This is a genomic window from Sphingobacterium paludis (assembly GCF_004364125.1).
GTDB classification, from domain to species: domain Bacteria; phylum Bacteroidota; class Bacteroidia; order Sphingobacteriales; family Sphingobacteriaceae; genus Sphingobacterium; species Sphingobacterium paludis.
In genome coordinates, this window is record NZ_SNZV01000001.1 from 438,805 (window position 1) to 462,784 (window position 23,980).

Below are 23,980 nucleotides of genomic sequence, written 5' to 3' on the forward strand. Positions count from 1 at the left end.
TGAAGGATACTTCGATAGAAATTAAACAAATCATCTCGTTTTTATCTGCTTTACATGATGCTCGAAATGTGCTACGTAATCAGTTGCTAAAAATTTCAATGTTTGTCCATTTGCGATGATATAGATCTTGTTTAATTTATTATTGTCAGATTTAGATAAAGATAGTATATTGGAAATACATCGATAAGCCTGAAAATTATTAAAATTGTGATTGGTTTTTACAAACTTATCAATAAAAGTTATAAGAAAAATCATTGCAGCAGAAAAGTGGAATAAGGTATGGCAGCGGACTTAACTACATCGCCTATTGATAGGCAGAATATATTGAACAACCCTGAAGCTCTGGATAACATCCAAGAGTTCTTGGGTATCACGGGCATGCTTTATGATGGGCAATATCGGTTTACGACGACACAGTTGTCGGATTTTTTTGATGTGTCCGACCGGACTATTAAACGCTATGTTGAAAATCATTTGCAGGAACTGGAGCATAATGGCTACTGTGTGTTGCGGGGAGTGAAATTGAAGCAATTCAAAGAGCTATTTGGCCATTTGATCTATCAAGAAGTGGATCTCAGTTCTGATAGGGACACGAATGTCCCTATCAGAAAGAAATTGACTGATAAACAGAACTTAAGCAAGGTAAATAAGCTCTCTTTGTTTAATTTTCGTGCCTTTCTTAACCTAGCGATGATACTCACAGACAGTGAGCGCGCTAGATCTATCCGTAGCGCTATCCTCGATGTGGTACTTGATCTAGTAAATAAAAAATTAGGAGGATCTGTGAAGTACATCAATCAGCGCGATGATGAGTATTTGTTAGCAATTGTGAAGGAACCGAAATACCGGAAAGAGTTTACCAGTGCACTCAGTAGGTACTTGAATATGGGAAATGTAAAGTATAAGCTCTATACGGATGCTATATATCAAGCTATTTTTAAGGAAAAAGCAAGTGAATACAAAGACCTGCTGCAGCTAGATGAAAAAGAGAATGCTAGAGAGACAATGTATGCAGAGGTATTGAAACTTATTGCATCATTCGAGATCGGTATAGCAGATGAAATGAAAGACGAGCACAATCGCATCGGCCGAAAATTGGAACCTGCCGAATTGAATGCTTTGATTCACCGGTTTGTGAATCGTCGCCATTGGGAGCCTCAATTGGAGGATGCGCGTGTAAAGATGGCCTCAAGGGATTATGGTTTCCGCGATGTAGTGCATAAGAAACTTGAAAACTATATCGATAGTATTTCGATAAATGATTATCAAAAATTTTTGGGTGAGCAAAGTAAAAGCCTCCAAGAGCAGATTGATGAGAATATTGAGATTTTCAAACGTCTAAAAGATCGTTAGCGGATGGGTGTTCAATACTTCGATGTGGCACATGCCATTAAAGTGCACGATGATATTATCGATAAATCGGGAGGGCTTCATGGTATTCTAAATGAAGGGTTGCTGGTCAGTACTTTGGAGCATGTGCAGAATGATCTTTACTATGAAAGCTTTATTGATAAGGCTTGTCATTTATTCTACTCTATCAATAAAAACCACTGTTTTCAGGACGGAAATAAAAGAGCTTCGATAGCGCTGACGGCCTATTTTCTAGAAATTAATGGCCTGGATTTTAAAGTCGGTCAGTTTTTGGTTCAAACGGAAAATATAGCTGTGCATGTGGCAAACAATAAGGTTGACAGGGAACTATTACATGAAATCATTGATTCGGTAGTTTACGAAAGTGATTATTCGGAATCGTTGAAATTAAGCATATTTAATGCGTTGCTTTGACATATAGTCTTTACAGAGGTACATCAATGGATCTCTACAGATGCGCCCAGGACTAATACAGGCTAGATAAGTCCTAATTTTTTTTAATTTTTGTGCGTGATATAAGGAATACAATTTTTATAATAAAATTAATCGATCTGTATAGTAAAAAAAATAGCTGTTTTAGAATGATGAATCATATAGGTTGGATACGCAATATTACCTGATAAAAAATAGTAACGATAATATGAAAGCAACTACAATTGTGTTTTTAAAGTCAAATACAGTATCTACTCATCAAAGTGCACGAATATGCTGCAAGTACAGCGGTACACTGTTCGCTATCCATTCTTCTGCGGCATTAAACTCCAGCCCGTAGTATGCAAAAAATGATTTATAATCCGCTTTGATATAGTCGAATGTGAGTTCAAACGGTCGCAATAACTCGTTAAGCGTATATCGATATTTTTCGCCATCACGGTATTCGTTTTCATCGCCACCGACGGAAACTGCAAGACTAATTTTTTTTCCGGCAACCTTGTAGCCGCTTTTGCTCCCGTACGCCCAACCATGCGTCAGCACCTCGTCCAGCCACTTTTTAAGGAGGGGTGGGCTCGAGAACCAATAAAATGGAAACTGAAAAATAATCGTATCATGTTGTTCTATCAGCTGTTGTTCGGCAAGCACATCGATTTGCTCATCTGGATAGCGTTCATAAAGTTGGTGCATGGTGAATGTATCCGGATACTTTTGCAATTCCTCAACCCATCTTTTATTGATCACGGAATGTGCCATGTCTGGATGCACGATGATCACTAATGTTTTTCTTTCTTTCATTTTTACGTTTCGTATACATACAAAATTAACGCTTGTGTCCGTGATCATGTATATTAGCAGCTTATTGTAAGCTACTATAAAAAATGTAAGGCATGTCTAAGATTAAGGAAACATCGAGCAATTTCGCGAATAAATCAGCGCTATCAGACGAGTGTCCAGAGGTGTATGCTGCTCAACTTATTTCCGGGCAGTGGTCATTGGCTATCTGTTCTTGGTTGCTGATGGGCAAGTTGCGCTTTAGCGAATTAAAGAATCGGTTACCCAATATAACCGAGCGTATGCTGGCTCTACAATTGCGGAAATTGGAAGATAACGGAATTATTGCCCGCACCATTTATGCTACGGTGCCTGCGCGCGTCGATTATGAATTGACGGCGATAGGGTACGAACTAAAGCCAATCATCAAGCAGTTGGAGGCGTGGGGCGAAAAGCACAGGTTGCTAAGCACCCAAAACAAGAGAGATCTAGCTTGATCACGCTATAAAAAAAAGAGCAGAGGTTTGGGAACCTGTGCTCTTCGCGATCAAATGTATATAGAATAGTTGTTGTATTTTAAGATGCTTGGCTGAGCTCTTGTGTCTCTTGCTCTTCCTCTAAGATGGCCATCAACAATAGATAGTAGCCTTTATCCAATCCTAGTTTTGCTGCGTGTAGTTCTAAATTTTCCATGGCTCTATGTTTTAAGTTTAATGTTTCTGTTTGTTACGAAGATAGTTTCAAAGCGTGTGCCAAATTCCCATCTACGAGTTGAATCCGCACTTACCGGCCATGATAAAAGGTGTTTTTCGTTTTAAATGGTATATTATTCAGCACTCACGTATTAATACTCATTTCATAGTCACTGTTTCGGTAAGAAATCATTGTTTCCGTGATTTACGCTGCGGCATGTTAGCTTTGTATCTGATGTTAGAGGCTAATTTCAATTTAAGAACAAACAAATCGTAGGTTTCCAAACTGTGCGTCATCTGATGCCGTCGACAACAAAAAAATCTATGCTGCATAAAAAAAGCAAAATCAGATGATTTCGCTTTTCGAATTAAAATATATGTGTATATGTATAGTTTTCCTTTAGCAGGCTTGCGGCAATTCAACCGCTTCTTCATATTCCTCTAAAATAGCCATCAATAATAGGTAATAGCCTTTATCTAATCCTAATTTTTTTGCTTTTGTTTCTATATTTTCCATGAGGTGTAAAGTTTAGTTTCTATTTCTGTTTCTTATGTCTAATCCTTTCCAAACGCTGTGCCATAGTTACCAATTTTTGGCACTACCGCATTTCTTGGCGATCATTCAAGTGCTTATCGTGTTCAAATTGCGCGAATGTTGTATCCACTGCGATAAATACGTGAGTTTGGTGTGCACTACGATGTGATTAATCCGGAGAAAGGCCTAAAAAGGCGTGAAAATGCCTGATACCTCGCTGATAACTGCATATCATACCGCATAGCAACTACGTGACAGCTGCCTAAATGCGATGTTTTCCGATAACGCTACCGCTCTTTTAATCGGACGATTCGTTGCAATACTGTAAGTTATGCCTTTCCTTTACATATATCAGTTTTGATAATAACTGATCAACATAACATAAACCATAAAGATTATGATACGTAAAAGTTATCTAAAAGAGCTCGGACCGTGGGGGCTTTTATGTGTGCTGCTCCTGCTATCATCTCCTGCTGTTCAGGCGCAACAAGCAAGCACAAAACGCACGATCACCGTGACCGATCTCGACAGCAAGGGAGCCCTGCCAGGCGCTACCGTCATCAACCTTACATCAAAGGCATCAGGAACGACATCAGCCGCCGGTGTTTTGGACATGGACGCCACCGCGGGCGATTCGATAACGGTGCGGATGATAGGATACATCAGCTCCACCGTCGTTGTGGGCACGGATGTGCTTGTGAAGGTCGAACTGATCCAAGAGCGGGAAAGCATTGGCGAGGTCGTTGTCACCGCGCTAGGTATCAAGCGTGAAACAAGGGGGCTCACGTTTGCGACGCAGCAACTCGGCGCAGAAGCGGTAAACGACGTACGCGATAACAGCGGAAACGTGATGACGAGCTTAACGGGAAAGGTGGCAGGTGCTACCGTAACCACCTCATCCACCGGACCGGGAGCCGCGGTAAAGGTTGTCCTCCGAGGAAATAAATCGATCTCCGGAAACAACAATGCTTTAGTCGTTGTGGATGGCGTACCCTACGATAACTCGCCGGGCGTGCAAGCTACTGGTACAACACCGAACTACGGAACGAGCGATGGTGCGGCCAACATTAATCCAGACGATATTGAATCGGTAAATATTCTCAAAGGCCCATCAGCAGCGGCGCTCTATGGCAGCCGGGCCGCCAATGGAGCTATTATCATTACCACCAAGCAAGGCCGCTCCGGCCGCTACCAGATCGACTACAATGGAAGTGCGTCTGTTGATCAGGTCAATATGCTCGCCCGGTTTCAAAACACGTATGGTCGGGGAAATGGCGGTGTCGCAGGAACAAATGTCGGCGAAAGCTGGGGCGCAGCAGCCACAACCTACAACGAGAATGTGCGTAACGTCTTCCAAAACGCAGCGACTTTCAACAATAGCATCAGTGCCTTTGGGGGTACAGATAAAATCAATGGGTATATGTCGTATTCCAATAACAGCATTGGTGGCATCACACCCGGCAATGATTTGAAGAGAAACACCCTCAATGTGCGTCTGAATACCGAACTGATTTCAAAATTAAAGACGGATGTTAAGCTGACCTATATGAACCAGCAGATTGATAACCGACCACGGCTGGGCGATATGGGGTTGCCTGTTGAAGCCTATATTATGCCGCGGGATTTAAGCGATGAAGAAGCCTTGAATTATGAGACCGTAAACCCCGTTAATGGCCAGCCCCAGCGGGCATATTGGTCGGGATCAACCCTGTATGATAATCCATATTGGAGTTTAAATCGCACAGCAGTACATGAAGTGCGGGATAGGATTACAGCGTTGGGAAGTATCAGCTACGAACTGACCGAGGGGCTAAGTGTATTGGGGCGCTACAGTTATGATAAATACAATGACGTGACCTATGGCTCTTTTTACGACGGCACCGTTTCGCTTGGCGATGTCCGGGCCGGGGGGAAGTACTACGAGACACACAGCAGCTATTGGGAGCAAAATTTAGATCTATTACTCAATGGCAAACACCAGCTAACGGACGACATTCAACTCAATTACAACGTAGGGACAAGCTTCCTTCGCCGAAATTACGATACCTTCCAGAATATGGCCAATGGATTATCCATTCCAAACCAATTCTCTTTCATGATGGCAACAACCCCGGAATTTCTTTTGGTAAACAGGTATGTCAGACAGCTAAATTCCGTGTATGCAAGTGCACAACTGGGTTTTTATGACAATATATTCCTGGATCTAACAGCACGGAATGATTGGTCGTCGACTTTGCCCAGCCCGCATAGCTACTTTTACCCATCCGCGGGACTTTCCGTCGTATTCAACGAGTGGCTCAATATGCCAAGCTGGGTCAATTTTGGAAAGGTGCGCGCGTCCTATACGCAGGTAGGTAACGACCCAGCACCTTATTTACTCAATCAGCTCTATGCTTTTACGCTCGGTGCACAGCGAGGCTTCGTGTCAAGAAGTGCGACCAAGGCTATTCCCGACTTAAAACCGGAACAGACGAAGGCCTTTGAGCTAGGCTTGGATATGAAGTTTTTTGATAGCCGATTATCGTTTGATGCGACTTATTACAAGAGCAACACGATCAACCAATTGCTGTTTCTGGCTTTACCCATGGCAAGCGGCTTCGGAAGGGAGTATATTAACGCCGGAAATATAGAAAATCGCGGTTTCGAGGTGCAACTCTCAGCGACCCCAATCCGCAAAGAAAACTTCTCTTGGGTAACAGACGTCAATTTTTCTACCAACCGCAACACCATAATTGAATTACACGAAACGACGAAGCGGGCAAACATCACCGATAATGCTCGTTACGCGACGGTTGTTGTTAACGAAGGCGAACGCTATGGCGATTTGTATGGCCATGCTTGGGCGCGCGATGCGAATACGGGTAAATTCATTGTCAATGCGCAAGGGCTACCTGTTGTGGAGGCTAACCAAAAACTAGGAAACTTCAATCCGGATGCGCTGATTGGCTGGTCCAATAGCTTTACCTATAAAAACTTTACGTTGCGCGCACTGATTGATGCGCGTATAGGCGGCGAGATTGTCTCCGGAACTGCAGCATACCTTGGTGCTTTCGGCGTCGCTGACTTTACCGAGCAGCATCGCGACGGAAGCTGGGTTATCGATGCGGTAACTGCGGATGGGCAGACCAATACCACCGCCATAACCGCACAACAATTTTGGACCACGGTATCGCAGGCCGGACGCGACGGGTGGGGCGAATTTTTTACTTACGATATGACGAACGTCCGGCTGCGAGAGCTGGCATTAACCTATAAATTTAATCTGGAATCGGTAAAAGCGATCAAGGCAGCGCAAGTATCGCTCACCGGGCGTAATCTGTTCTTCCTCTACCGCGGTAAATCCAAGCTTGATATTCCCGGTTTAGGAAAATTGGATAACCCCATTGATCCGGAAGGCGCTCTGGGAGCAGGAAATTACCAAGGTGTGGAAGTAGGGCTGCCCCCTGCTGTACGGACATTTGGCTTGAATGTAAAATTAACCTTTTAATCGATTACGACCATGAAAAGACATATTGTATACGCCCTTTTAGCAGCCTTATCGCTCAACGCATGCACCAAAAGTTTTGAGGGTTACAACACCGATCCCAATAACCTCACTGAAGTAGGCGAGCGTGAGCGCCCATTTATGTTTGCCAAGGCACAATCCTCTGCAGCGATGAACCGTTCATTCTACCAAACGGTACAGAACCTCGGCCCAGACCTTTACGCGCAATACTTCGCGCTCACGACAACGTCCTTCACGACAGACCGCTATCAGCTTGTGCCCGACTGGCAACGCCGCTTTTGGACGGTCGTTTACGTGGATACCGCTCCGCAACTGAAAAGTATCTTGGATAATGTAGAACCAAATTCCGGAGAAGGGGCGTTGGCCAACATCCTCTGGGTGTATGCTTTCCATCGGCTTACAGACCAATTTGGACCGGTGCCCTATTTTGCAGCGGCAGAACCGCAGCAATCCATCGCCTATGACGCGATGGACCAAATTTATGACGATTTCTTCCTCCGATTGAGCGCAGCGGTAGAAGCGTTGCAAGCACTGCCGGCAGGCACCAGAATCTACCAAGGCTACGAATTGATGTATGATGGCGACATTCAAAACTGGATTGCCTTCGCCAATTCGTTACGCTTGCGCTTGGCACTTCGTATCTCTGGCATTGACGCCGCACGGGCAAGAGCCGAAGCTGAAGCAGCTGTCGCAGCAGGTGTTATGCTGACCAATGCGCAGAATGCATCCCTATTAAAATCTCTGAATGGTAATGATACCAATGGCTTGTCGCAAGTGGGTGCGTGGAATGAGTTTGCGATGAGCTCGACCATCGCTTCCTATTTAAAAGGCTATGAAGATCCACGTTTAGCGATGTATTTCCAGCCGAGCATCAGCACCGGTACCTACAATAGTTTGCGAAATGGCGTAAGCGCTGCCGATCTCGGAAATGTAAGAAATCAAGCCGCTGCCAATTCCAATATCGGGCAGTATTGGGTACAATACAATGGGAATGTACCAGCGGGGATGCTGGTGCAACGCTTTCATGTCATGGCCGCAGCAGAGTCCTATTTCTTACGTGCCGAAGGCGCGTTGAACGGTTGGAATATGGGAGGGGATGCCCGTCAGCTTTACGAAGAGGGCATCCGGACCAGTATGGGGCAATGGGGAATAACCGATGGTGATGCTATTGCAGCATACCTAGCCTCTGGTAATACGCCTGTAGCGCCAGAAGACTTCCATAATTCGCCAGCAGTAGGAACAACGCCTATTGCCTGGTCTACCGATGCGGCGGTACAGCGGGCGCAGATCGGTGTACAAAAGTGGCTGGCTATTTTCCCGGATGGGATGGAGGCCTGGGCAGAATTTCGTCGCTCAGGATATCCTAGCATGTATAACGTCTTGGTGTCTAATAACGCTGATTTACCTGCGGGTAATTTTATCAATCGCTTACCGTATCCATTAACCGAGCAAACGAACAACCTGGCCGAATTGGAACGTGGGCGAGCGCTTCTTGGCGGTACTGATAATGCGGCTACGAAACTATGGTGGGATGTGGACTGACAAGGGATCGGCGGAACTCGCTGAATTAAAGCAGTGGGTAGCTCATCAATATGCAATTTTAGGCGAGCATCGAAAGCTTCATGCGCAGAAGCAATCTATCGCATCCCTTTTACACGAGCTATTGCAGCTCGATAAAACCCCGTTAGCAGCGCTTGAAACACGTATCCTACAGGATAGGCACGAGGAAGACTATACCGTGCGTACGCTTATTTTTCAGAGCCAATCGGGTGTTTTTATTCCTGCAAACCTCTATATTCCCGCTGGGTTGGGGCCGTTTCCTGCGATATTAAATAGCCATGGTCATTGGGACGGGGGGAAAGCTGGCGACATCGTTCAGCAGACCGCCCAGCGTCTGGTGCGTGCTGGCTATGTGGTCTTGTGTATCGATGCCTGGGGGGCAGGAGAGCGCGGAAGCCAAGGGAAAGAAGAATACCACGGTGGGAATTTAGGCGCTTCTCTTTTGGGTATAGGCACATCCTTACTGGCCTTGCAGCTTATCGATAATAAGCAAGCTGTCAATCTGCTTTGCAGCTTACCCTTCGTGGATGAAAATCGTATTGGCGCCGTTGGGGCCAGCGGAGGAGGCAATCAAACACTTTGGATCACTGCATACGACGAACGAATAAAAGCAGCGGTATCCGTTGTTAGTGTAGGTACGTTTGAAGGCTATCTGTTACAACGCAACTGTGTATGCGAGTTATTGCCAAAGGGGTTGTCTGTCTTGGAAGCGAAAGACGTACTCAGCAGCATCGGTCCGCGGTTTGTACACGTTTTAGCTGCATCCAAAGAAGATATTCCTGCATTTCAGCCTGCACAGATGTTGCGTGCTTACGAGGAAGCGCGTGCGGAACAGGAAGCGAATGGAGGTATTCCCTACGTCAGCTATAAGCTGTTTGACGAGGGGCATCATTTCTCGATTGCCATGCAAGAGGAAGCCTTACATTTTTTTAATGAAAAATTAGGGGTGAATGAGGCAAAGACCAAGGGCGCATACAATCGCACAGCACCCGAGGCGCTCAGGGCAACGGCGTTACTGGATGGCAGCTTCGCCCCGCTAGGTACCGTGGATTATGTGCAACATCGGCAGGATCAATCGCTGACGTATCTGAAGAGCAAGGTTAAGCTATCTGAAGATCTACTGCTGACAGAACTTCACCAATCCTTGGCCATTGATGAAAACCTCGATATCTTCGAGGTGGAAAACACATGGGGACAAACGAGTGGGTGGGAGCAGTCATCGCTGACCGTGAAAGGCGGGCGAACCCTCCATGCACTGATCAAAAACGGTAATTCTAGTCTACCTGCACAATTGATTGTGCCGGCGGGGGGTATTGCTTCCGTCAGCGAGGAGGAGATGGCGTCGTTTGTGCAATACGAGGGTGCTGTCGTGCTGATGGATGCTTTTGGCATGCGTGCACAACAGACAGCGCACATGGCTGTATTGGATGATGGTTTGCCGATGTTTCACAGTTTGTCGCGAACGCTGTTGTGGCTAGGCGAGACCTTGATGGGCAGATGGGTGTCTGACATACGCATCGTCGTAAATTTCCTTCGCGGTAAAAGATTAGCACCTATACGTCTGCTTGCCAATCGCGAGACGGCCGTGTCGGCTCTCTGTTACCAAGCACTGTATCGCGATGCCGATGCGTTGGCGCTAACGGAACTTCCGCTTAGCCTCATGCCGCAGCAAGCACATTCATCATCGAACCCGCTTAATATGGCAGCACCTATTCCGGGCATACTTTCTTGGGGTGATGTGTCTATGCTAAGGGCTTTGATAGATGTGCCGATTACAATAAAACTACCGATTGATAGTGCAGGGCATGCTTTGACCAATAAGCAGATCGATGATTTTGCCGACTGGGTGTCGGTGTTGAGAAATAAAATAGCAAAATGAGTGTAACGAAATCAACCAACTTTTTATATGGCAACAGATAGAAGATCGTTTTTAAAGTTATCTGCAATGGCAGGACTGGGTTTGGTCGCGGCTAATGGCTGTAACGTAACGAGTAAAGAACACGAAGACGCAAAATTAGGAAGTATCCTGAAGGAAGCGGAAAAAGAATATGAGCCGATCTTTAATATGTCCGGCTACGGTGCGCCCGCGTTGGAGCGGGTGCGTATCGGCTTTATCGGTGTAGGAAATAGGGGCGCTGCCGCCGTGGAGCGGATGAGTAGGATCGATGGGGTGGATATTCTGGGGATCTGCGATGTTCGGCCAGACAAAGCCGAGGAAGCAAAAAAAAGGATTGTGGGAGGAAGCCACGAAGCAAAAATCTACGCAAACAACGATCAATCCTGGAAGGAGCTATGTGATCGGCCAGATGTGGATTTGGTGTACGTAGCTACCCATTGGGCGCTTCACGCCGACATTGCGGTATATGCGATGGAACACGGCAAGCACGTAGCGTTGGAAATCCCCGCTGCCACGAGCGTAGAAGATTGCTGGCGCCTGGTTATGAGCAGCGAAAAAACAAAGAAACACTGCGTTATTTTGGAAAACTGCTGCTACGACTTCTTCGAACTGCTCACCCTAAACCTCGCTAGGCAAGGTTTCTTCGGAGATATCGTTCATTGTGAAGGAGCTTACATCCACGATATCCTGGCCAGCTTTTTCGAAAAAGATGCACGCTTTGATCTGTGGCGCTTAAAAGAAAATGCCGAGCGAAACGGCAATCTATATCCCACACACGGCTTGGGGCCGATCTGTCAGATATTAAAGGTGAACCGAGGAAATAAAATGGAATACATGACCTCGATGGCGTCGAAAGATTTCTCGCTGGGCAAGAAAGCGAAGGAAATCGCCGCAACAGATGATAGCTTTAAAACTTTTGTGGATAAGCCATTTCGCGGAAATATGAACATTTCTAGTATAGCAACAAGCAGCGGCAGCACCATCATGCTGCAGCATGATGTGAGTACGCCGAGACCTTATTCCCGAATACACATGGTCAGCGGTACGAAGGCCTTTGCACAGAAATACCCCTTACCAGGAAAAATCGCTGTAGGACACGAAGACTTCTTGGATGAGGCTGGTATGCGAAAACTGGAAGAACAATACACACCAAACATCGTAAAGCAAATCGGCGAGCTAGCCAAACGAATAGGTGGACATGGAGGTATGGATTTTATGATGGATTGGCGCTTGATAGATTGCTTGCGAAACGGGCTTCCGGTAGACATGGATGTCTATGATGCCGCTTCTTGGAGCGTCATAGGCCCCTTGAGCGAGTGGTCTGTTGCCAACGGCTCTCAGCCCATCGCTATTCCCGATTTTACCATGGGTAGATGGAAAGAGAACAAGGTGCATGAAATAAATTTAGAGTCGGGTGGAACGACCAAAGTGATAAATAACGATTGAATAAAATAGCAAATTAAAACGAGTAACAGTGGAGATTAAAACTTACGAAACACGCGAGGCGCTTGGACAAGCGGCTGGAAAACGGGGAGCGCAACAGATTAAAGAGGCGATTGAAAAAAATGGAGAAGCGAATATCATTTTAGCGACGGGCCAAAGCCAGTTCGAAACCATCGAAACGCTGGTAGCCGATAAGACGATTGATTGGTCAAAAGTGCGGATGTTTCATTTGGATGAATATATCGGGATGGCTATCGAGCACAAGGCTAGTTTCCGAAAATACCTAACAGAGCGCTTCCTCAACCAGGTCTCGCCATTGGAGGAGGCCATATTGATTAATGGAGAAGGGGATCCAGAAGAGGAATGTAAGCGTTTGGAAAAAGCGATATTTGCACACCCTATCGATGTTGCCTTTGTGGGCATTGGCGAAAATGGTCACCTTGCGTTTAATGATCCGCCGGCAGACTTTGAGATTGAACGGGCTTATTTAGTCGTTGACTTGGATACCCAATGCCGACAACAGCAACTTGGCGAAGGCTGGTTTGGCGAATTGAGCGAAGTGCCGCTGCAAGCCATATCCATGTCCATCCGCCAAATCATGAAATCGAAACATATTATTTGCTCCGTGCCCGATAAACGTAAGGCACAAGCGGTGAAAGATTGTTTGCAGGGTGAAGTAACCAATTTGAATCCCGCAAGCATTTTGCAACAACATGCGGATTGCGTATGCTACCTCGATGAAGAATCCGCATCATTGCTTTAAGACATCGTAGGATCAGATTATCAAGTAGGAGAGCACAGCAACCGGCAACGCCAGCTGGCTATGTACACATAACGGGACGCAACGAGGCTTCGGCATAGGAATTATTATGATAAAAAAACAAGAACCTTTCACGACGAAAGCAAAGCGTGACAACTGGATTGCGGTAGCGATTCTAGGCATGATGTTTTTTACCTTCGGCTTTGTGTCCTGGGTAAACGCCATCCTTATTCCGTATTTTAAGATCGCTTGCGAGTTAACGAACTTCCAATCGTATCTCGTTGCATTCGCTTTTTATATCTCCTACCTGCTGATGTCCATGCCCTCGTCGTACCTATTAAAAATAGTGGGCTACAAGTGGGGGATCGTCATTGGTTTCTGGATTATGGCTGCGGGTGCGCTACTCTTTGTGCCCGCAGCTTATGGTCGCACCTATCCTGTTTTTCTGATCGGACTATTTACCTTGGGCACCGGACTGGCAATTTTGCAAACTGTAGCCAATCTATATATCACCTTAGTTGGTGATCGTGAACGTGCGGCCCAACGTATTAGCATCATGGGCATTTGCAACAAGGGAGCCGGTATTTTAGCGCCCTTGGTGTTTTCCTGGGCCGTATTCCGCGCTAGCGATCAAGAGCTGTTCCTGCAAATTCCGCTGCTGGATGATATGCAACGCGGGATGCTGCTTGACGAGTTGATATTACGTGTGGTGACGCCCTACACGGTACTGGCTATACTATTGTTTCTGATCGGGGTATGGGTTAGGTTTTCGCCTTTGCCCGAAATTCCCCAGCAAAAATCGCTGGATGCCAGCGATGGGCGTACCAGTCTCTGGCAGTTTCCGCACCTTATTCTTGGCGCTATTGCTATATTTCTGCATGTCGGCACCCAGGTCATCGCGATCGATACCGTTATCAATTATGCCGGATCCATGGGGCTGTCATTGCTCGAAGCAAAAGCCTTACCATCGTTTACGCTCAGTGCCACCATTATCGGCTATCTGCTCGGCATCTTTTTGATACCCAGGTTTGTGAAACAAAAACTGATGTTTCGGCTGTGTTCGTTATTGGGCTTAACCTTCGCCTTACTGGTTTGTGTAACCGACTTTCCTGTTTATCTGGCAGGGATGAGGCTCGATAGCTCCGTGTGGTTTTTGATTGCCATCGGTTTGCCCAATGCGTTGATATGGGCGGGTATATGGCCTTTGGCTTTAGACGGTTTGGGCGATCTTGCTAAGCAAGGGTCCGCTTTGCTTATTATGGGGCTTAGCGGTAACGCCATCATCCCTATGCTTTATGGTTGGATGGCCGATATAAACAGCGAACGTGAGGCCTATTGGGTATTAGTGCCTTGTTTTGCGTATATTGTTTTTTATGCGTTCTGGGGCCATCGCTACAGAACCTGGTCGAAGTAAATTATTGCTATGGTTACGATTATACATGCTAACATAATAACCCCGGATCGCGTTATTGAAGATGGTATGCTGACTTTTGACAACGGCCGGATTACGGACGTTCAGGAAAGAACTGTTGCGGATAGGGGTGTACAAGGCGGTGAGGTTTGGGATGCACAAGGGCATTTCCTTTCGCCTGGCTTTATTGATATTCACGTGCATGGCGGGGGCGGGGCAGACTTTATGGATAACGATGTGGATGCTTTTTTGCAAGTGGCGCAAACGCATGCGCGGTATGGCACCACAGCGATGCTCCCCACGACATTAACCAGTGGAAAAAAAGAGCTTTGGGATACGTTTGCCGTATACGAGCAGGCGCTAAAGAAAAACACGCAAGGCGCAGAATTTCTAGGCTTACATTTGGAAGGTCCTTATTTCGCGATGAATCAACGCGGTGCGCAAGATCCGAAATACATTCGAAACCCAGACCCCGATGAATACCGGCCGATCATCAAACAGTATGGCCATCTGATCGCGCGATGGAGCGCTGCGCCCGAGTTACCCGGTGCAGATGCCTTTGGAAAAGCAGTGACTGATGCAGGCATTTTGCTGGCTTTGGCCCATACGGACGCCCTATATGACGATATCTTGCGTGGCCTAGATAGTGGTTATCGGCTGGCCACCCACCTGTATTCCGGTATGTCGGGTATGACGCGTAAAAACGCATACCGCTACGCCGGCACGATTGAATCTTGTTTAGTATTGGATGAGATCGATGTGGAGATTATTGCTGATGCTGTACATCTCCCAGACCCATTCTTAAAGCTTATTTTGAAAGCGAAGGGCGTCGATCGGATCACGCTGATCACAGATGCCATGCGTGCGGCAGGCATGCCCGAAGGGGAGAGTATATTGGGGGGACGAGAGACGGGTTTGCCCGTGATTGTAGAGGACGGCGTCGCCAAATTGCCCGATCGTTCATCCTTTGCCGGCAGTGTAGCTACTGCAGATCGCCTGCTACGCACCATGTTGGCCACCGGCGTGGTAAACTTGCACGATGCGGTGAAGATGTTGACGCTAAACCCCGCAAAGCTTTTACGGTTAGCGCACGAACGTGGCCATATCGCAAAAGGTATGCGTGCCGATTTGGTCTTGTTTGACGAAAATATCACTATTAAGAAAACGATCCTGGCCGGACATACCATTTACTCGGCTTGATAATAGCATACCGAGTCACGCTCGATGAGGGCACAGGGCAGTACGATTTCATGGGCTTCGAAGTTGTGGTTTTTAATATGCTTAATCAATAGACGGCAGCTTTGCCGACCGATTTCGAAGGCCGGCTCCTCGATTGTCGTTAAGTTTGGTTCTATAATCGTGGCTATGGGATCATTGGTAAACCCAATCACGGCAACCTTGTTGCCGACATCCAATTGCGCGCGTTTAAGCGTTTGTATGGCACCCACCGCCTTCCGATCGTTGACAGCGAAAATACCGTTGGGCGGATTGGCGAGCGCCAAGAGCTTTTCCGTATCCTCTTGTCCGTCTTGCTGACTGAAGTCCGAAAACACGATGTAATCCTCGTTCACTGCAATCTCCGCTTCGCTCAAGGCCATGCGGTATCCCCGAAGCCGTTCTTGGGTAAAAGCCAACTCGGCAGGTCCCGCCAAATGCGCAATGCGTCTGAAACCACGTGATATGAGGAGCCGTGTGGCCATGTAGGCACCGTCGAAGTCGCTCTGCATGACTTTCGATGCCGTGATATCGTGGGGAACGCGGTCAAAAAACACCAGCGGTACATCGTTATCCAGTAAACGTTTGAAATGGTCAATCATGTTGGAATGTGAGGATATCGATATCAGCAACCCATCCAGACTAGTGGTCGCCATATTTTCCAATAATTTTTTTTCACGCGCTACATCATCGTTGGTAACATACAGGATAATGGTGTAGCCGTGTTCGTAAGCCTCTTCCTGTATACCTGAAATCACGGTAGCGAAATAGTAGTTGGTAATAAAAGGAAGCACCACGCCGATGTTCTTTGTATTGCCCGAGGCCAGGGCGGCTGCATTGTTATTTCGTTTGAAATTGAGCTTTTCCGTTAAAGCAATGACCCGCTGTCGCGTCTCTGGGTTTACATCATGGGCATCGCGCAGCGCCCGCGAAACGGTAGATACCGATATACCTAGAGCTTGTGCGATGTCTTTAATACCAAAACGCTGTTTCATAAGGATGTTCTATACGCAATTTTACTAAAAAAAATACAATTCTCGCATCATATTCCCCTGCCAAATGGAAGCCTAATCTGCATAGAGCCCAACCAGGCTCCCTGACCGATTGCAGATGGTTGAATGTAGAACTTCTGCCAGCCTTAATCGGGAAATCAATCCCCGATTAAGGCAGAAATACCTGTTTTCATATTGTTGTTGCCGAGCAGAAAGTTGTTCAAGAAGTGCAGGCGAAGCGAAAATGGTCACTCTTGGATTAACCGCTTGGTTATCCCATCCGTTTACTCCTGTTTTTCAGCGCAAGTTGGTGGGGCTGTGGAATAGTACTGCCGAAAGAGAATTTTTTCAACGGAGCGACGTACCGTCTTAACCATCTATATTGTTAGGGCGGCTTCCGTTCTTTCCGTCAGCAAATCTGTGGGCGTATTCCGTTTTTTTCTGTTGATGGTATGCTGCGAAATGTCGAATATCCGCCGAGCTGTAGTGTGTATTTTGCTCAGTCATCCATTTTATGACGACCGCTTGAAAATCAGCGAGATTAATGGCGTAATGATCTAACATCCACTGTGCCCCATCGATACCATGCTCATAGGCTGCTTCTCTGGCTCCGGCAAGTTCTTCATAGAAATGACGGTCTATCTGCAGTTTTTCCAAGTTTTTCATGCCAAACGCAGACATTTGGATCTGTATTTTTTCCAGATTAGCGTGCGTCGCATTTTCCGCATAAGGTCTTTCAGGTAACGTTTCAGGATTGTCAGTCGTCTCCATTGTGTATTTATCGCTTTTTTAATTATCTCATGTTTTTATCCCGCTACTTGGGGTCAGAATCGTTGTATGTCCGTAGCGAAATTGTTGTATTTGTGTGGCAGGACTGCTAGCGCTCCATATGGAGTAGCCACTGTTCGCACAGATGTTGCCTGCCGATCCAATTAAGGCTTTAACAGTAGAACGGCAAGTTGCCATATAGCGTGCTATCCAAAAATAGCACCTCTAGCTGGAACGGCATATACCTGCTTTCCGTGATATTTTATATTTTTTTATGCCAAAAATGATCTTCCCTTGTTCTATGTAGAAAAGGTATAAAAATGGACTACAGACCTCAAATTGTTAGATCGTTGCGTACCCTGTTGGTATCTCGAGAGCACGTATTTACAGACGTTTTAAATATTGCGACAGCTGGAGAGATGCGGCATGTTATGGACGCATTTGAAGACGGCGATGTGTACGACTTTCAGCTCTCCCATGTCGAAGATTTGAAAGACCCTAATGTGAAAAAGCTTGTGCATTTGATTCGCGAGATGGACCGCACACTGGAAGAGCTGAAAACGACCAATCATATATTGGACAAAGAACTGTATGAAACTACAGTCGATGAAAATAGAGATTTAAGTGAATAAGCTCGTTTTGCGGGCTTCGATATAAAGATACAGACGTATGCAACACATTCTTATTTCCGGAGGAACAGGCTTCATTGGCAAGGCATTGGTTGATCATTTGCTCCATCACTATCCAGCAGCGCAATTGACCGTACTTGTGCGCTCGAAGCAAGGATTGAAACCACAGGATAGGGTGCGGTATTGTTTGTGGGATGTGGATCAAGCGTATATTTCTGACGAGGTACCGCAGGATATCGATACCGTTATCCATTTGGCTGGAGCTAACATTGCTGAAAAGCGCTGGACGGAAAAACGCAAGGCCGTGCTCTTACGTAGCAGAACGGAAAGCGGAGCCTTGCTGACGCGCTGGGTTCGGGAAAAAGGGAAGGGGGTGAAAACGTTCGTATCGGCCTCCGCTATTGGATATTATGGCGAGGGGCGAGAGGGGAAAGTCTTCACGGAGCATGATGCGGCCGGGGCGGATTTCCTGGCTTCGGTTTGCGTTGCCTGGGAGGCAGCAACGCAGTCCCTAGTAGCTATGGGGATCCGCGTGGTTTGGATACGAACCGGTTTGGTTTTACATCCTGATGGTGGCATGTGGAAGGCGCTTGCACCTGCTTTTTCTTTACGCGTAGCGCCTCGGTTTGCCTCGGGCAGGCAAATATTCAGCTGGATTAGTCTACAGGATCTGCTAGCGCTCTATGCCTTCGCTGCCGAGCACGATGTTGTCAAAGGTCCTTTGAATGCTGTTTCGCCGCATCCGGCGCCACAGATAACCGTGGCAAAGGTATTGCTGAAAAATAAGTACGAGCGATCTATAGTCGTTCCTGTCCCTAAACTGCTTTTGAACACCCTGTTGGGCGAGCTTGCTATAGAACTGCTCAAAAGTGCTGAGGTGAGTGCTAGAAACGCTGAACAACTGGGCTTCACTTTTGTTAAACCCCATTTATCTGATCTCTAGATCCTCAATGTTATCCTACCCATTACGCAGACTGCGTTGAAATAATGACCTAGAATAGCTAAACAAACTACAACGATTTAGCTTTCCTTCCCCTGTATATGGGCGTCAGGTAAGTCTAGCCTTTAACCAAAGATATGCAAAGTCGATATAGCGTTATACCTACAGCTTATGACTGTCTTTTGTGCTGTTAATTCAATTTTCTGTTTTTAGCGAGATCATTAAATCAACGCGCTGGATGTCCCATGGTTGCTTCCTTTGACTTTTAAAACAACAGTATGGAGCGCTGAAAAACTTGATGTAGTCTAAAGTGGTATAGGTGATTTTTTAGGTCACTTACCTGTAGAAAATATAGCTGTAAAACCATATAAAACCTAAGTAAAGATTTGATTTCTAGCCATCATGCCGCCAATTTTAGTGTCAGTGCGTGTTACAAACTTTGACGATTTGATTTTTTGTAGCGGTTGTTCGACAGGGTTTTTTTGTTGTTAATTAGGCTGTAATCGCTGTTTTTCATACTTTTTTTTTATTCTTAGACCGAAGTGTTTTGGCCGTGAATCAGTTCGGCAATTTCCTCTGTATACCCTTATTTCATTGAATTATCTGTCTAATAAATATTTTAATAAAATATTTTTTGAATTACATAAAATGTCACTAGTAAACATTTTTTGAACTTGAAATTTTATTTATGTTTAAGTATGATATTATAAATGATATGCCTAATTGACTTGCGTATTTTTTCTACAATTATTAATTTAACGGAAGATTTTAACAGCATGTAAAATCTAGGGCCCTGCTTTTCTTTAGTAATAAAAGATGCTGTTCTGTTATCTGGATATTAATCTAAAAAAATGATCACTAATGAATAATAATATGTCTTTTACTTTAAAAATGACTGCGCTAGAAATGGATAGGGTTGAGCGTCCTGTTCTTGCGCCACAGCCGGTTAAGCCAAGTCTTAATCCTGCTAAAAAGATATTATACGTATCGCCATCAGTTACCGTGATGTTAGTTAGACTGGAAAGTGGTTTGGCGGCAGGTTCCGTCTCCAGAGTTCAGATTGGAAGCCCGGGTGACCCTAATACACCACAAGTGGAAGATTGGACAGCAGACGGGAGTGATAAACAGATTTATTTATAGTTCCAATAAAAACGCTTTACATAATGATCAAGATGTGTAGATTGAAAATGGTAATGGCCAAGGTTTTTGTTGTTTTCTTACTCTCCTGTTTGGGTTGTACGCAGAAGGGCGGCAACGAAATAGAAATAGTCGACAACGGCACAAAGTTGGTTTTCAATATCTCTGAGGATGACTCCAACGGGGGGGCAGGACAAATGAAAGTGATGTCCGCGTTAAATAACACCATCGTAGAAGATAGAGTGGTGGGCGAGGAACAGCATGTTTTATTAAATAACGGCACGATGCGATTGACGGCCTCGCTTGTGGAAACATCCGCTCGTATGGGTGGCGGACGGGAGACGGTAAAAACTACATTTGCAGGGAACCGTGCCGATGTTCGACAGACAAAGGCGCAAACCGTGCTACCTGCCAATGTGAAATATAGGGTGGTACTGTATGATCGGGCTACCACGCCGTCAACCTTTGTGTCTTCCACATTGGGTACGGCTGGTACACCGTTGTCTATCGACGTAGTGAAAGGCAAAAATTACGACTGGGCAGTCTTCTCGTACAATGATGCAAATGATCCTGGAACTTCGAATACTACAGTCCCTTCGGATCAACGCGATTTGTTGCATATAAATGGTACGACGGGAGTTATTCCGGGTGCGCCGGGGGACGGCACAAATGTCAATGTTCCGATCAACGCGGTGCTCAAACATAAGCTGGCGGCAATCACGGTAGAACTTAATAGTACCGCTTATCCCGCTACGATTACTGCTGCTGTCGCCACCTTGGGCTCGGCAAATTATTTCTCTAATGCCAATATGGACGTAAAAACGGGTACGCTGTCTACAGCAACGGCATCAACCGTCGCGACGCCCATTAATCTAACCCCTACGACGCCAGCTGCTGTGCGTTCTGCTACGTACTATACCGCTTCGACGTCGACTATCGGAACCTTTTCTGTAGTCCTGAATAGTCTATCCATACTGACGCAGACTAATCAGGTAAAGACACAGGCCGCCCCCGTTACCTTTAACTGGGGTAATGTAGTTCCCGTGGCGGGCAGAAGATATGTGGCGAAAATAAATATTCAGCCCGTTCGGGATATCTCGGGAAACAATTTCCGGATTTTATCAACGGGAGCGGCGCCATATATGTTTTATAATAACAGTGTTAGCGGTTTGTGGCAGACGATGCATAGCGCTAGTAATTTCGGGCCGACGGGAAAAGTCGGGACAACCAACCTCAATTGGAATATAACTGTGCGAGGTAGCGGTTCTGGCAGTCTGTCTGATGCAAACACAGGAAACTATAAAATGATCTTTGTGGGTTATGCCACAGGTCTGACCAGTAATGATGTAGTTCAGCTGCAGAATTTCATAAATGGAGGCGGTACGGTAATCTTCTTTACAGAAAACCCAGGATCGGGAACCGATCAGTCTTTTTATAGGTACTACGTAGGTAATAACACTTCGTATTCAGGTTTTTCAACATTTGGAAACTTCACGCAAGATCCGGTGTTGAATGGGCCTTTCGGCGATGCCCGCGGAACTAGTTTTGGGAACCAATCTTCGATAGGTTATGGACTCATCAATTACACGGCGAGTAGTATGAACGTTCTTGCGTATGCGGATGGTTCGTCTTCTAATGCTGTCGCTTGGAAGAGTTGGGATTCTGAGCTTTTCTATTTTGGTGATGGGGGGATGCTGTATACCAATGGTCCGTTTATGATATCGGGTAGCCCGGGCTATGTCCCTCAGATAGCTAGCTGGAGCGGACGAGGCAATGTGTCCAATTCTGTTGTCATTTCGAATATTGTAGCAAGAGCGATATCCAGACTCAGTCAATAAAAAGCTTAATGTGTTTTTCTTTTGTCGGCTCTTGACGCCGGCAGTAAAAAGTATATCCTGAAGCACCCGCTTCAGGATGTACTCAATAATTAGCGATAAATCTGGATAACGAATTGGCACTGCTATGCGTCCAAGCCTAAGCGTTGTTGCCAAATGTGGATTTGTTTAACGAAATGCGATAATTGGGCGGTTCCGATAAACCCTATCCTAAACGATAGCTATCTGTGCTATTGGTTTGCCCTATACCGTACGACCAACCAATAAAAAGAGATATAAAGTTTCCGTTGCGGAGCACTTCTCAACCGGTCAAGATGTAATATTTCGGGGGCAGGCTGAACCTAAACATCAGCAAGTTAGGCTACAGGTAGCTGAAATCTTGGCTCGATAGCACTTGTTGCTTGTAGAATTCAATTTTTTGATACGCCCTATTGAAAAACATCTTTTTATCACGTGTGCCTGCTGTATTGAGTAACTTGGAGTTCTTCAGCTGATGCTTGAAAAAATCAAGTGCGTTGCTGCATGTGCGTACGTCTTTGGTAATAAAGTAACCTAACATCGTGTAGGGTATGAATAAAGATTGCTGCCGTTCATCAGCGACCAGCACGTTGTTGTTCAAGATTAGTAGCTCATGGTAGTAGATTCGGTACAGCTCATTTTTAGGCGTGCATTGCTGTTCTAGCCTAGCAAGCAGTTCTTTCACCTCTTCGCAAAGTTCGAGTGCATGTTCAACTGTAAGTAAGCCAGCCTGGAAAAAATAGACGATCTGCTGTAATGTGCTGTTGATGGTCGTGTCGTTCCAAATTTCATGTTTGGTAGTGTTCTCGTAGAATGCGCACAGGTTTCTACTGTTTTCCACGACGGGTGCCGCTATCTTAAAAGCACTAAATGCTGAGGCCTCTTGCTCGTTTGTGAGCAGGTTTAGCCAGACAAATGACTTAAACTTGGACAGTAATCCAGGATGGATGGTATAAAATAACGGAATATCCTTTGCCGAGTAGTAGATCTGTGTGCTGGTTGCTGCTTCGTGTTCGCTTAGGGAACCGTAAGCGCTTGCTAAATAACGCGATAAACCCGCAAAACCGTTGATCTCTTTCGTCTTTTTGACCAGTACATGGTCTTCCCCTTGAAATAAATTGTCAAGCGATAGTCCGTAATATTTCGAAAGTAATACGGCCTCGTCAATGGAGAATTTACTTTTCATGGAGATTCTGCGGTGTGCAGCATCATAACTGATGGCAAGTACATCGGCCAAATCAGCGATGAGTGAACTCGATAATCTTTTCTTTTTGTAAAGCGCTGCAATAAGTTTTTCTTGAAACATGGTCAATCAACTGGATTTTTTGTGAATATCGCAAATTTCCAATTCAATTTTATTGTTTTACACAAATTTCTACTCGAAAACTGCGATAGATTTGACTTGAATTAATTATTGCATGTATGAAAAAGATCACCATTATTAGTTTGCTTTGCCTTTGCGTACTGTATGTACACGCGCAGCGAACAAAAATTTTTAGTTTGTCGCCAATGACCAGAGAGACTGCAAAGGTAAACGGTGTAGTCGTTGGTTTGGGGCATTTAGACTATGATAGCCTCCAACGACAAATCAATGGCGTCAACATTGATTTGTTTATTCTTTCACCACTTGTGGTTTTATATGGAGATCCTACTCGGTTGGAAGAAGAGCCTACGCGATTGATCTCGAATGGGGTTAACTTGGGCTTAGGTGGGTTTTTACACCGCGGCACCGTGCATAGGGGGTTAAGTGTTGCGATGTACAGCGTTGCGAAGAAATTGGATGGTGTGAGCGTGCAGGCAACATATACCAGTGTCCAGAAGCTAAACGGTCTGCATCTTTCGGTTATCGGCAATTTTTCAGAAGAGCTTCATGGTGTTGGTGTGGGGATATACAATAGTAACCACCGCACGCAAGGTATACAATTGGGCATTTTCAACAAATCGAAGCGTACTGTGGGGTTGCAAATAGGTCTAATAAACGTGTCTAAAAGCGTTAGTGGGCTCCAATTAGGGATTTGGAATGAAAATGCACGTCGATCGCTTCCATTCATTAATTTTTAACGGTG

Annotated in this window: 19 protein-coding genes; 15 read left to right on the top strand and 4 right to left on the bottom strand. The window is 45.7% G+C overall.

The window, feature by feature from the left end:
• Nucleotides 1-279: 279 nt before the first annotated feature.
• Together B0I21_RS01820 and B0I21_RS01825 are read left to right on the top strand one after the other, a co-directional pair.
• On the top strand, nucleotides 280-1,353 hold the full coding sequence (locus B0I21_RS01820) for a DNA-binding protein (protein ID WP_133638626.1): 1,074 nt from the start codon (nucleotides 280-282) through the stop codon (nucleotides 1,351-1,353).
• A 3-nt stretch (nucleotides 1,354-1,356) separates the two neighbouring features.
• Nucleotides 1,357-1,785 (top strand): type II toxin-antitoxin system death-on-curing family toxin, encoded by a 429-nt coding sequence (locus B0I21_RS01825; RefSeq protein ID WP_133638627.1) that lies wholly within the window; start codon nucleotides 1,357-1,359, stop codon nucleotides 1,783-1,785.
• 276 nt (nucleotides 1,786-2,061) lie between these two features.
• Here B0I21_RS01825 and B0I21_RS01830 read toward each other — a convergent pair whose 3' ends face one another.
• Nucleotides 2,062-2,601, bottom strand: a complete 540-nt coding sequence (locus B0I21_RS01830; RefSeq protein ID WP_133638628.1) for an NAD(P)H-dependent oxidoreductase — start codon at nucleotides 2,599-2,601, stop codon at nucleotides 2,062-2,064.
• Nucleotides 2,602-2,693: 92 nt separating this feature from the next.
• Between B0I21_RS01830 and B0I21_RS01835 the strand changes: the two genes are divergently transcribed.
• From B0I21_RS01835 to nagA, 8 genes are all read left to right on the top strand, one after another.
• A complete protein-coding gene (locus tag B0I21_RS01835) occupies nucleotides 2,694-3,074 on the top strand; it encodes a winged helix-turn-helix transcriptional regulator (protein ID WP_133638629.1) in 381 nt (126 codons plus the stop codon).
• Nucleotides 3,075-4,201: 1,127 nt separating this feature from the next.
• Nucleotides 4,202-7,291, top strand: a complete 3,090-nt coding sequence (locus B0I21_RS01840; protein ID WP_133638630.1) for a SusC/RagA family TonB-linked outer membrane protein — start codon at nucleotides 4,202-4,204, stop codon at nucleotides 7,289-7,291.
• Between the two features lie 12 nt (nucleotides 7,292-7,303).
• A complete protein-coding gene (locus B0I21_RS01845; protein ID WP_133638631.1) occupies nucleotides 7,304-8,851 on the top strand; it encodes a SusD/RagB family nutrient-binding outer membrane lipoprotein in 1,548 nt (515 codons plus the stop codon).
• On the top strand, nucleotides 8,841-10,748 hold the full coding sequence (locus tag B0I21_RS01850; protein ID WP_166637752.1) for an alpha/beta hydrolase family protein: 1,908 nt from the start codon (nucleotides 8,841-8,843) through the stop codon (nucleotides 10,746-10,748). The genes B0I21_RS01845 and B0I21_RS01850 overlap by 11 nt, the downstream gene beginning before the upstream one ends.
• Before the next feature lie 27 nt (nucleotides 10,749-10,775).
• Entirely contained in the window at nucleotides 10,776-12,212 is a 1,437-nt protein-coding gene (locus B0I21_RS01855) for a Gfo/Idh/MocA family protein (protein ID WP_133638633.1), read from the top strand.
• Nucleotides 12,213-12,240: 28 nt separating this feature from the next.
• A complete protein-coding gene (locus B0I21_RS01860; RefSeq protein ID WP_133638634.1) occupies nucleotides 12,241-12,972 on the top strand; it encodes a glucosamine-6-phosphate deaminase in 732 nt (243 codons plus the stop codon).
• A gap of 106 nt (nucleotides 12,973-13,078) precedes the next feature.
• Complete coding sequence (locus B0I21_RS01865) at nucleotides 13,079-14,383, top strand: sugar MFS transporter (protein WP_133638635.1); 1,305 nt, start codon at nucleotides 13,079-13,081, stop codon at nucleotides 14,381-14,383.
• Nucleotides 14,384-14,392: 9 nt separating this feature from the next.
• Nucleotides 14,393-15,580 (top strand): N-acetylglucosamine-6-phosphate deacetylase, encoded by a 1,188-nt coding sequence (nagA, locus tag B0I21_RS01870; protein ID WP_133638636.1) that lies wholly within the window; start codon nucleotides 14,393-14,395, stop codon nucleotides 15,578-15,580.
• Here the strand turns inward: nagA and B0I21_RS01875 are convergent.
• Together B0I21_RS01875 and B0I21_RS01880 are read right to left on the bottom strand one after the other, a co-directional pair.
• Nucleotides 15,568-16,590, bottom strand: coding sequence for a LacI family DNA-binding transcriptional regulator (locus B0I21_RS01875; RefSeq protein ID WP_133638637.1), 1,023 nt, complete (start codon nucleotides 16,588-16,590; stop codon nucleotides 15,568-15,570). The genes nagA and B0I21_RS01875 overlap by 13 nt on opposite strands.
• 366 nt (nucleotides 16,591-16,956) lie before the next feature.
• On the bottom strand, nucleotides 16,957-17,358 hold the full coding sequence (locus B0I21_RS01880; protein ID WP_133638638.1) for a DUF6620 family protein: 402 nt from the start codon (nucleotides 17,356-17,358) through the stop codon (nucleotides 16,957-16,959).
• A 317-nt stretch (nucleotides 17,359-17,675) separates the two neighbouring features.
• Between B0I21_RS01880 and B0I21_RS01885 the strand changes: the two genes are divergently transcribed.
• The 4 genes from B0I21_RS01885 to B0I21_RS01900 all read left to right on the top strand — a co-directional run bounded on the left by B0I21_RS01885 (nucleotide 17,676) and on the right by B0I21_RS01900 (nucleotide 21,899).
• Nucleotides 17,676-17,987 carry a hypothetical protein gene (locus tag B0I21_RS01885; protein WP_133638639.1) on the top strand — a complete coding sequence of 104 codons (312 nt, stop codon included), beginning with the start codon at nucleotides 17,676-17,678 and terminating at the stop codon, nucleotides 17,985-17,987.
• Nucleotides 17,988-18,024: 37 nt separating this feature from the next.
• Entirely contained in the window at nucleotides 18,025-18,927 is a 903-nt protein-coding gene (locus tag B0I21_RS01890) for a TIGR01777 family oxidoreductase (RefSeq protein WP_133638640.1), read from the top strand.
• Nucleotides 18,928-19,815: 888 nt separating this feature from the next.
• A complete protein-coding gene (locus B0I21_RS01895) occupies nucleotides 19,816-20,064 on the top strand; it encodes a hypothetical protein (RefSeq protein ID WP_133638641.1) in 249 nt (82 codons plus the stop codon).
• Between the two features lie 23 nt (nucleotides 20,065-20,087).
• Nucleotides 20,088-21,899: a hypothetical protein gene (locus B0I21_RS01900; protein WP_133638642.1), complete on the top strand. Its 1,812-nt coding sequence runs from the start codon at nucleotides 20,088-20,090 to the stop codon at nucleotides 21,897-21,899.
• A gap of 358 nt (nucleotides 21,900-22,257) precedes the next feature.
• Here B0I21_RS01900 and B0I21_RS01905 read toward each other — a convergent pair whose 3' ends face one another.
• Nucleotides 22,258-23,220 carry a hypothetical protein gene (locus tag B0I21_RS01905; RefSeq protein WP_133638643.1) on the bottom strand — a complete coding sequence of 321 codons (963 nt, stop codon included), beginning with the start codon at nucleotides 23,218-23,220 and terminating at the stop codon, nucleotides 22,258-22,260.
• 116 nt (nucleotides 23,221-23,336) lie between these two features.
• Between B0I21_RS01905 and B0I21_RS01910 the strand changes: the two genes are divergently transcribed.
• The gene (locus B0I21_RS01910) at nucleotides 23,337-23,975 is read left to right on the top strand and encodes an LA_2272 family surface repeat-containing protein (protein ID WP_133638644.1); all 639 of its coding nucleotides are present in this window, start codon (nucleotides 23,337-23,339) and stop codon (nucleotides 23,973-23,975) included.
• Nucleotides 23,976-23,980 lie beyond the last annotated feature (5 nt).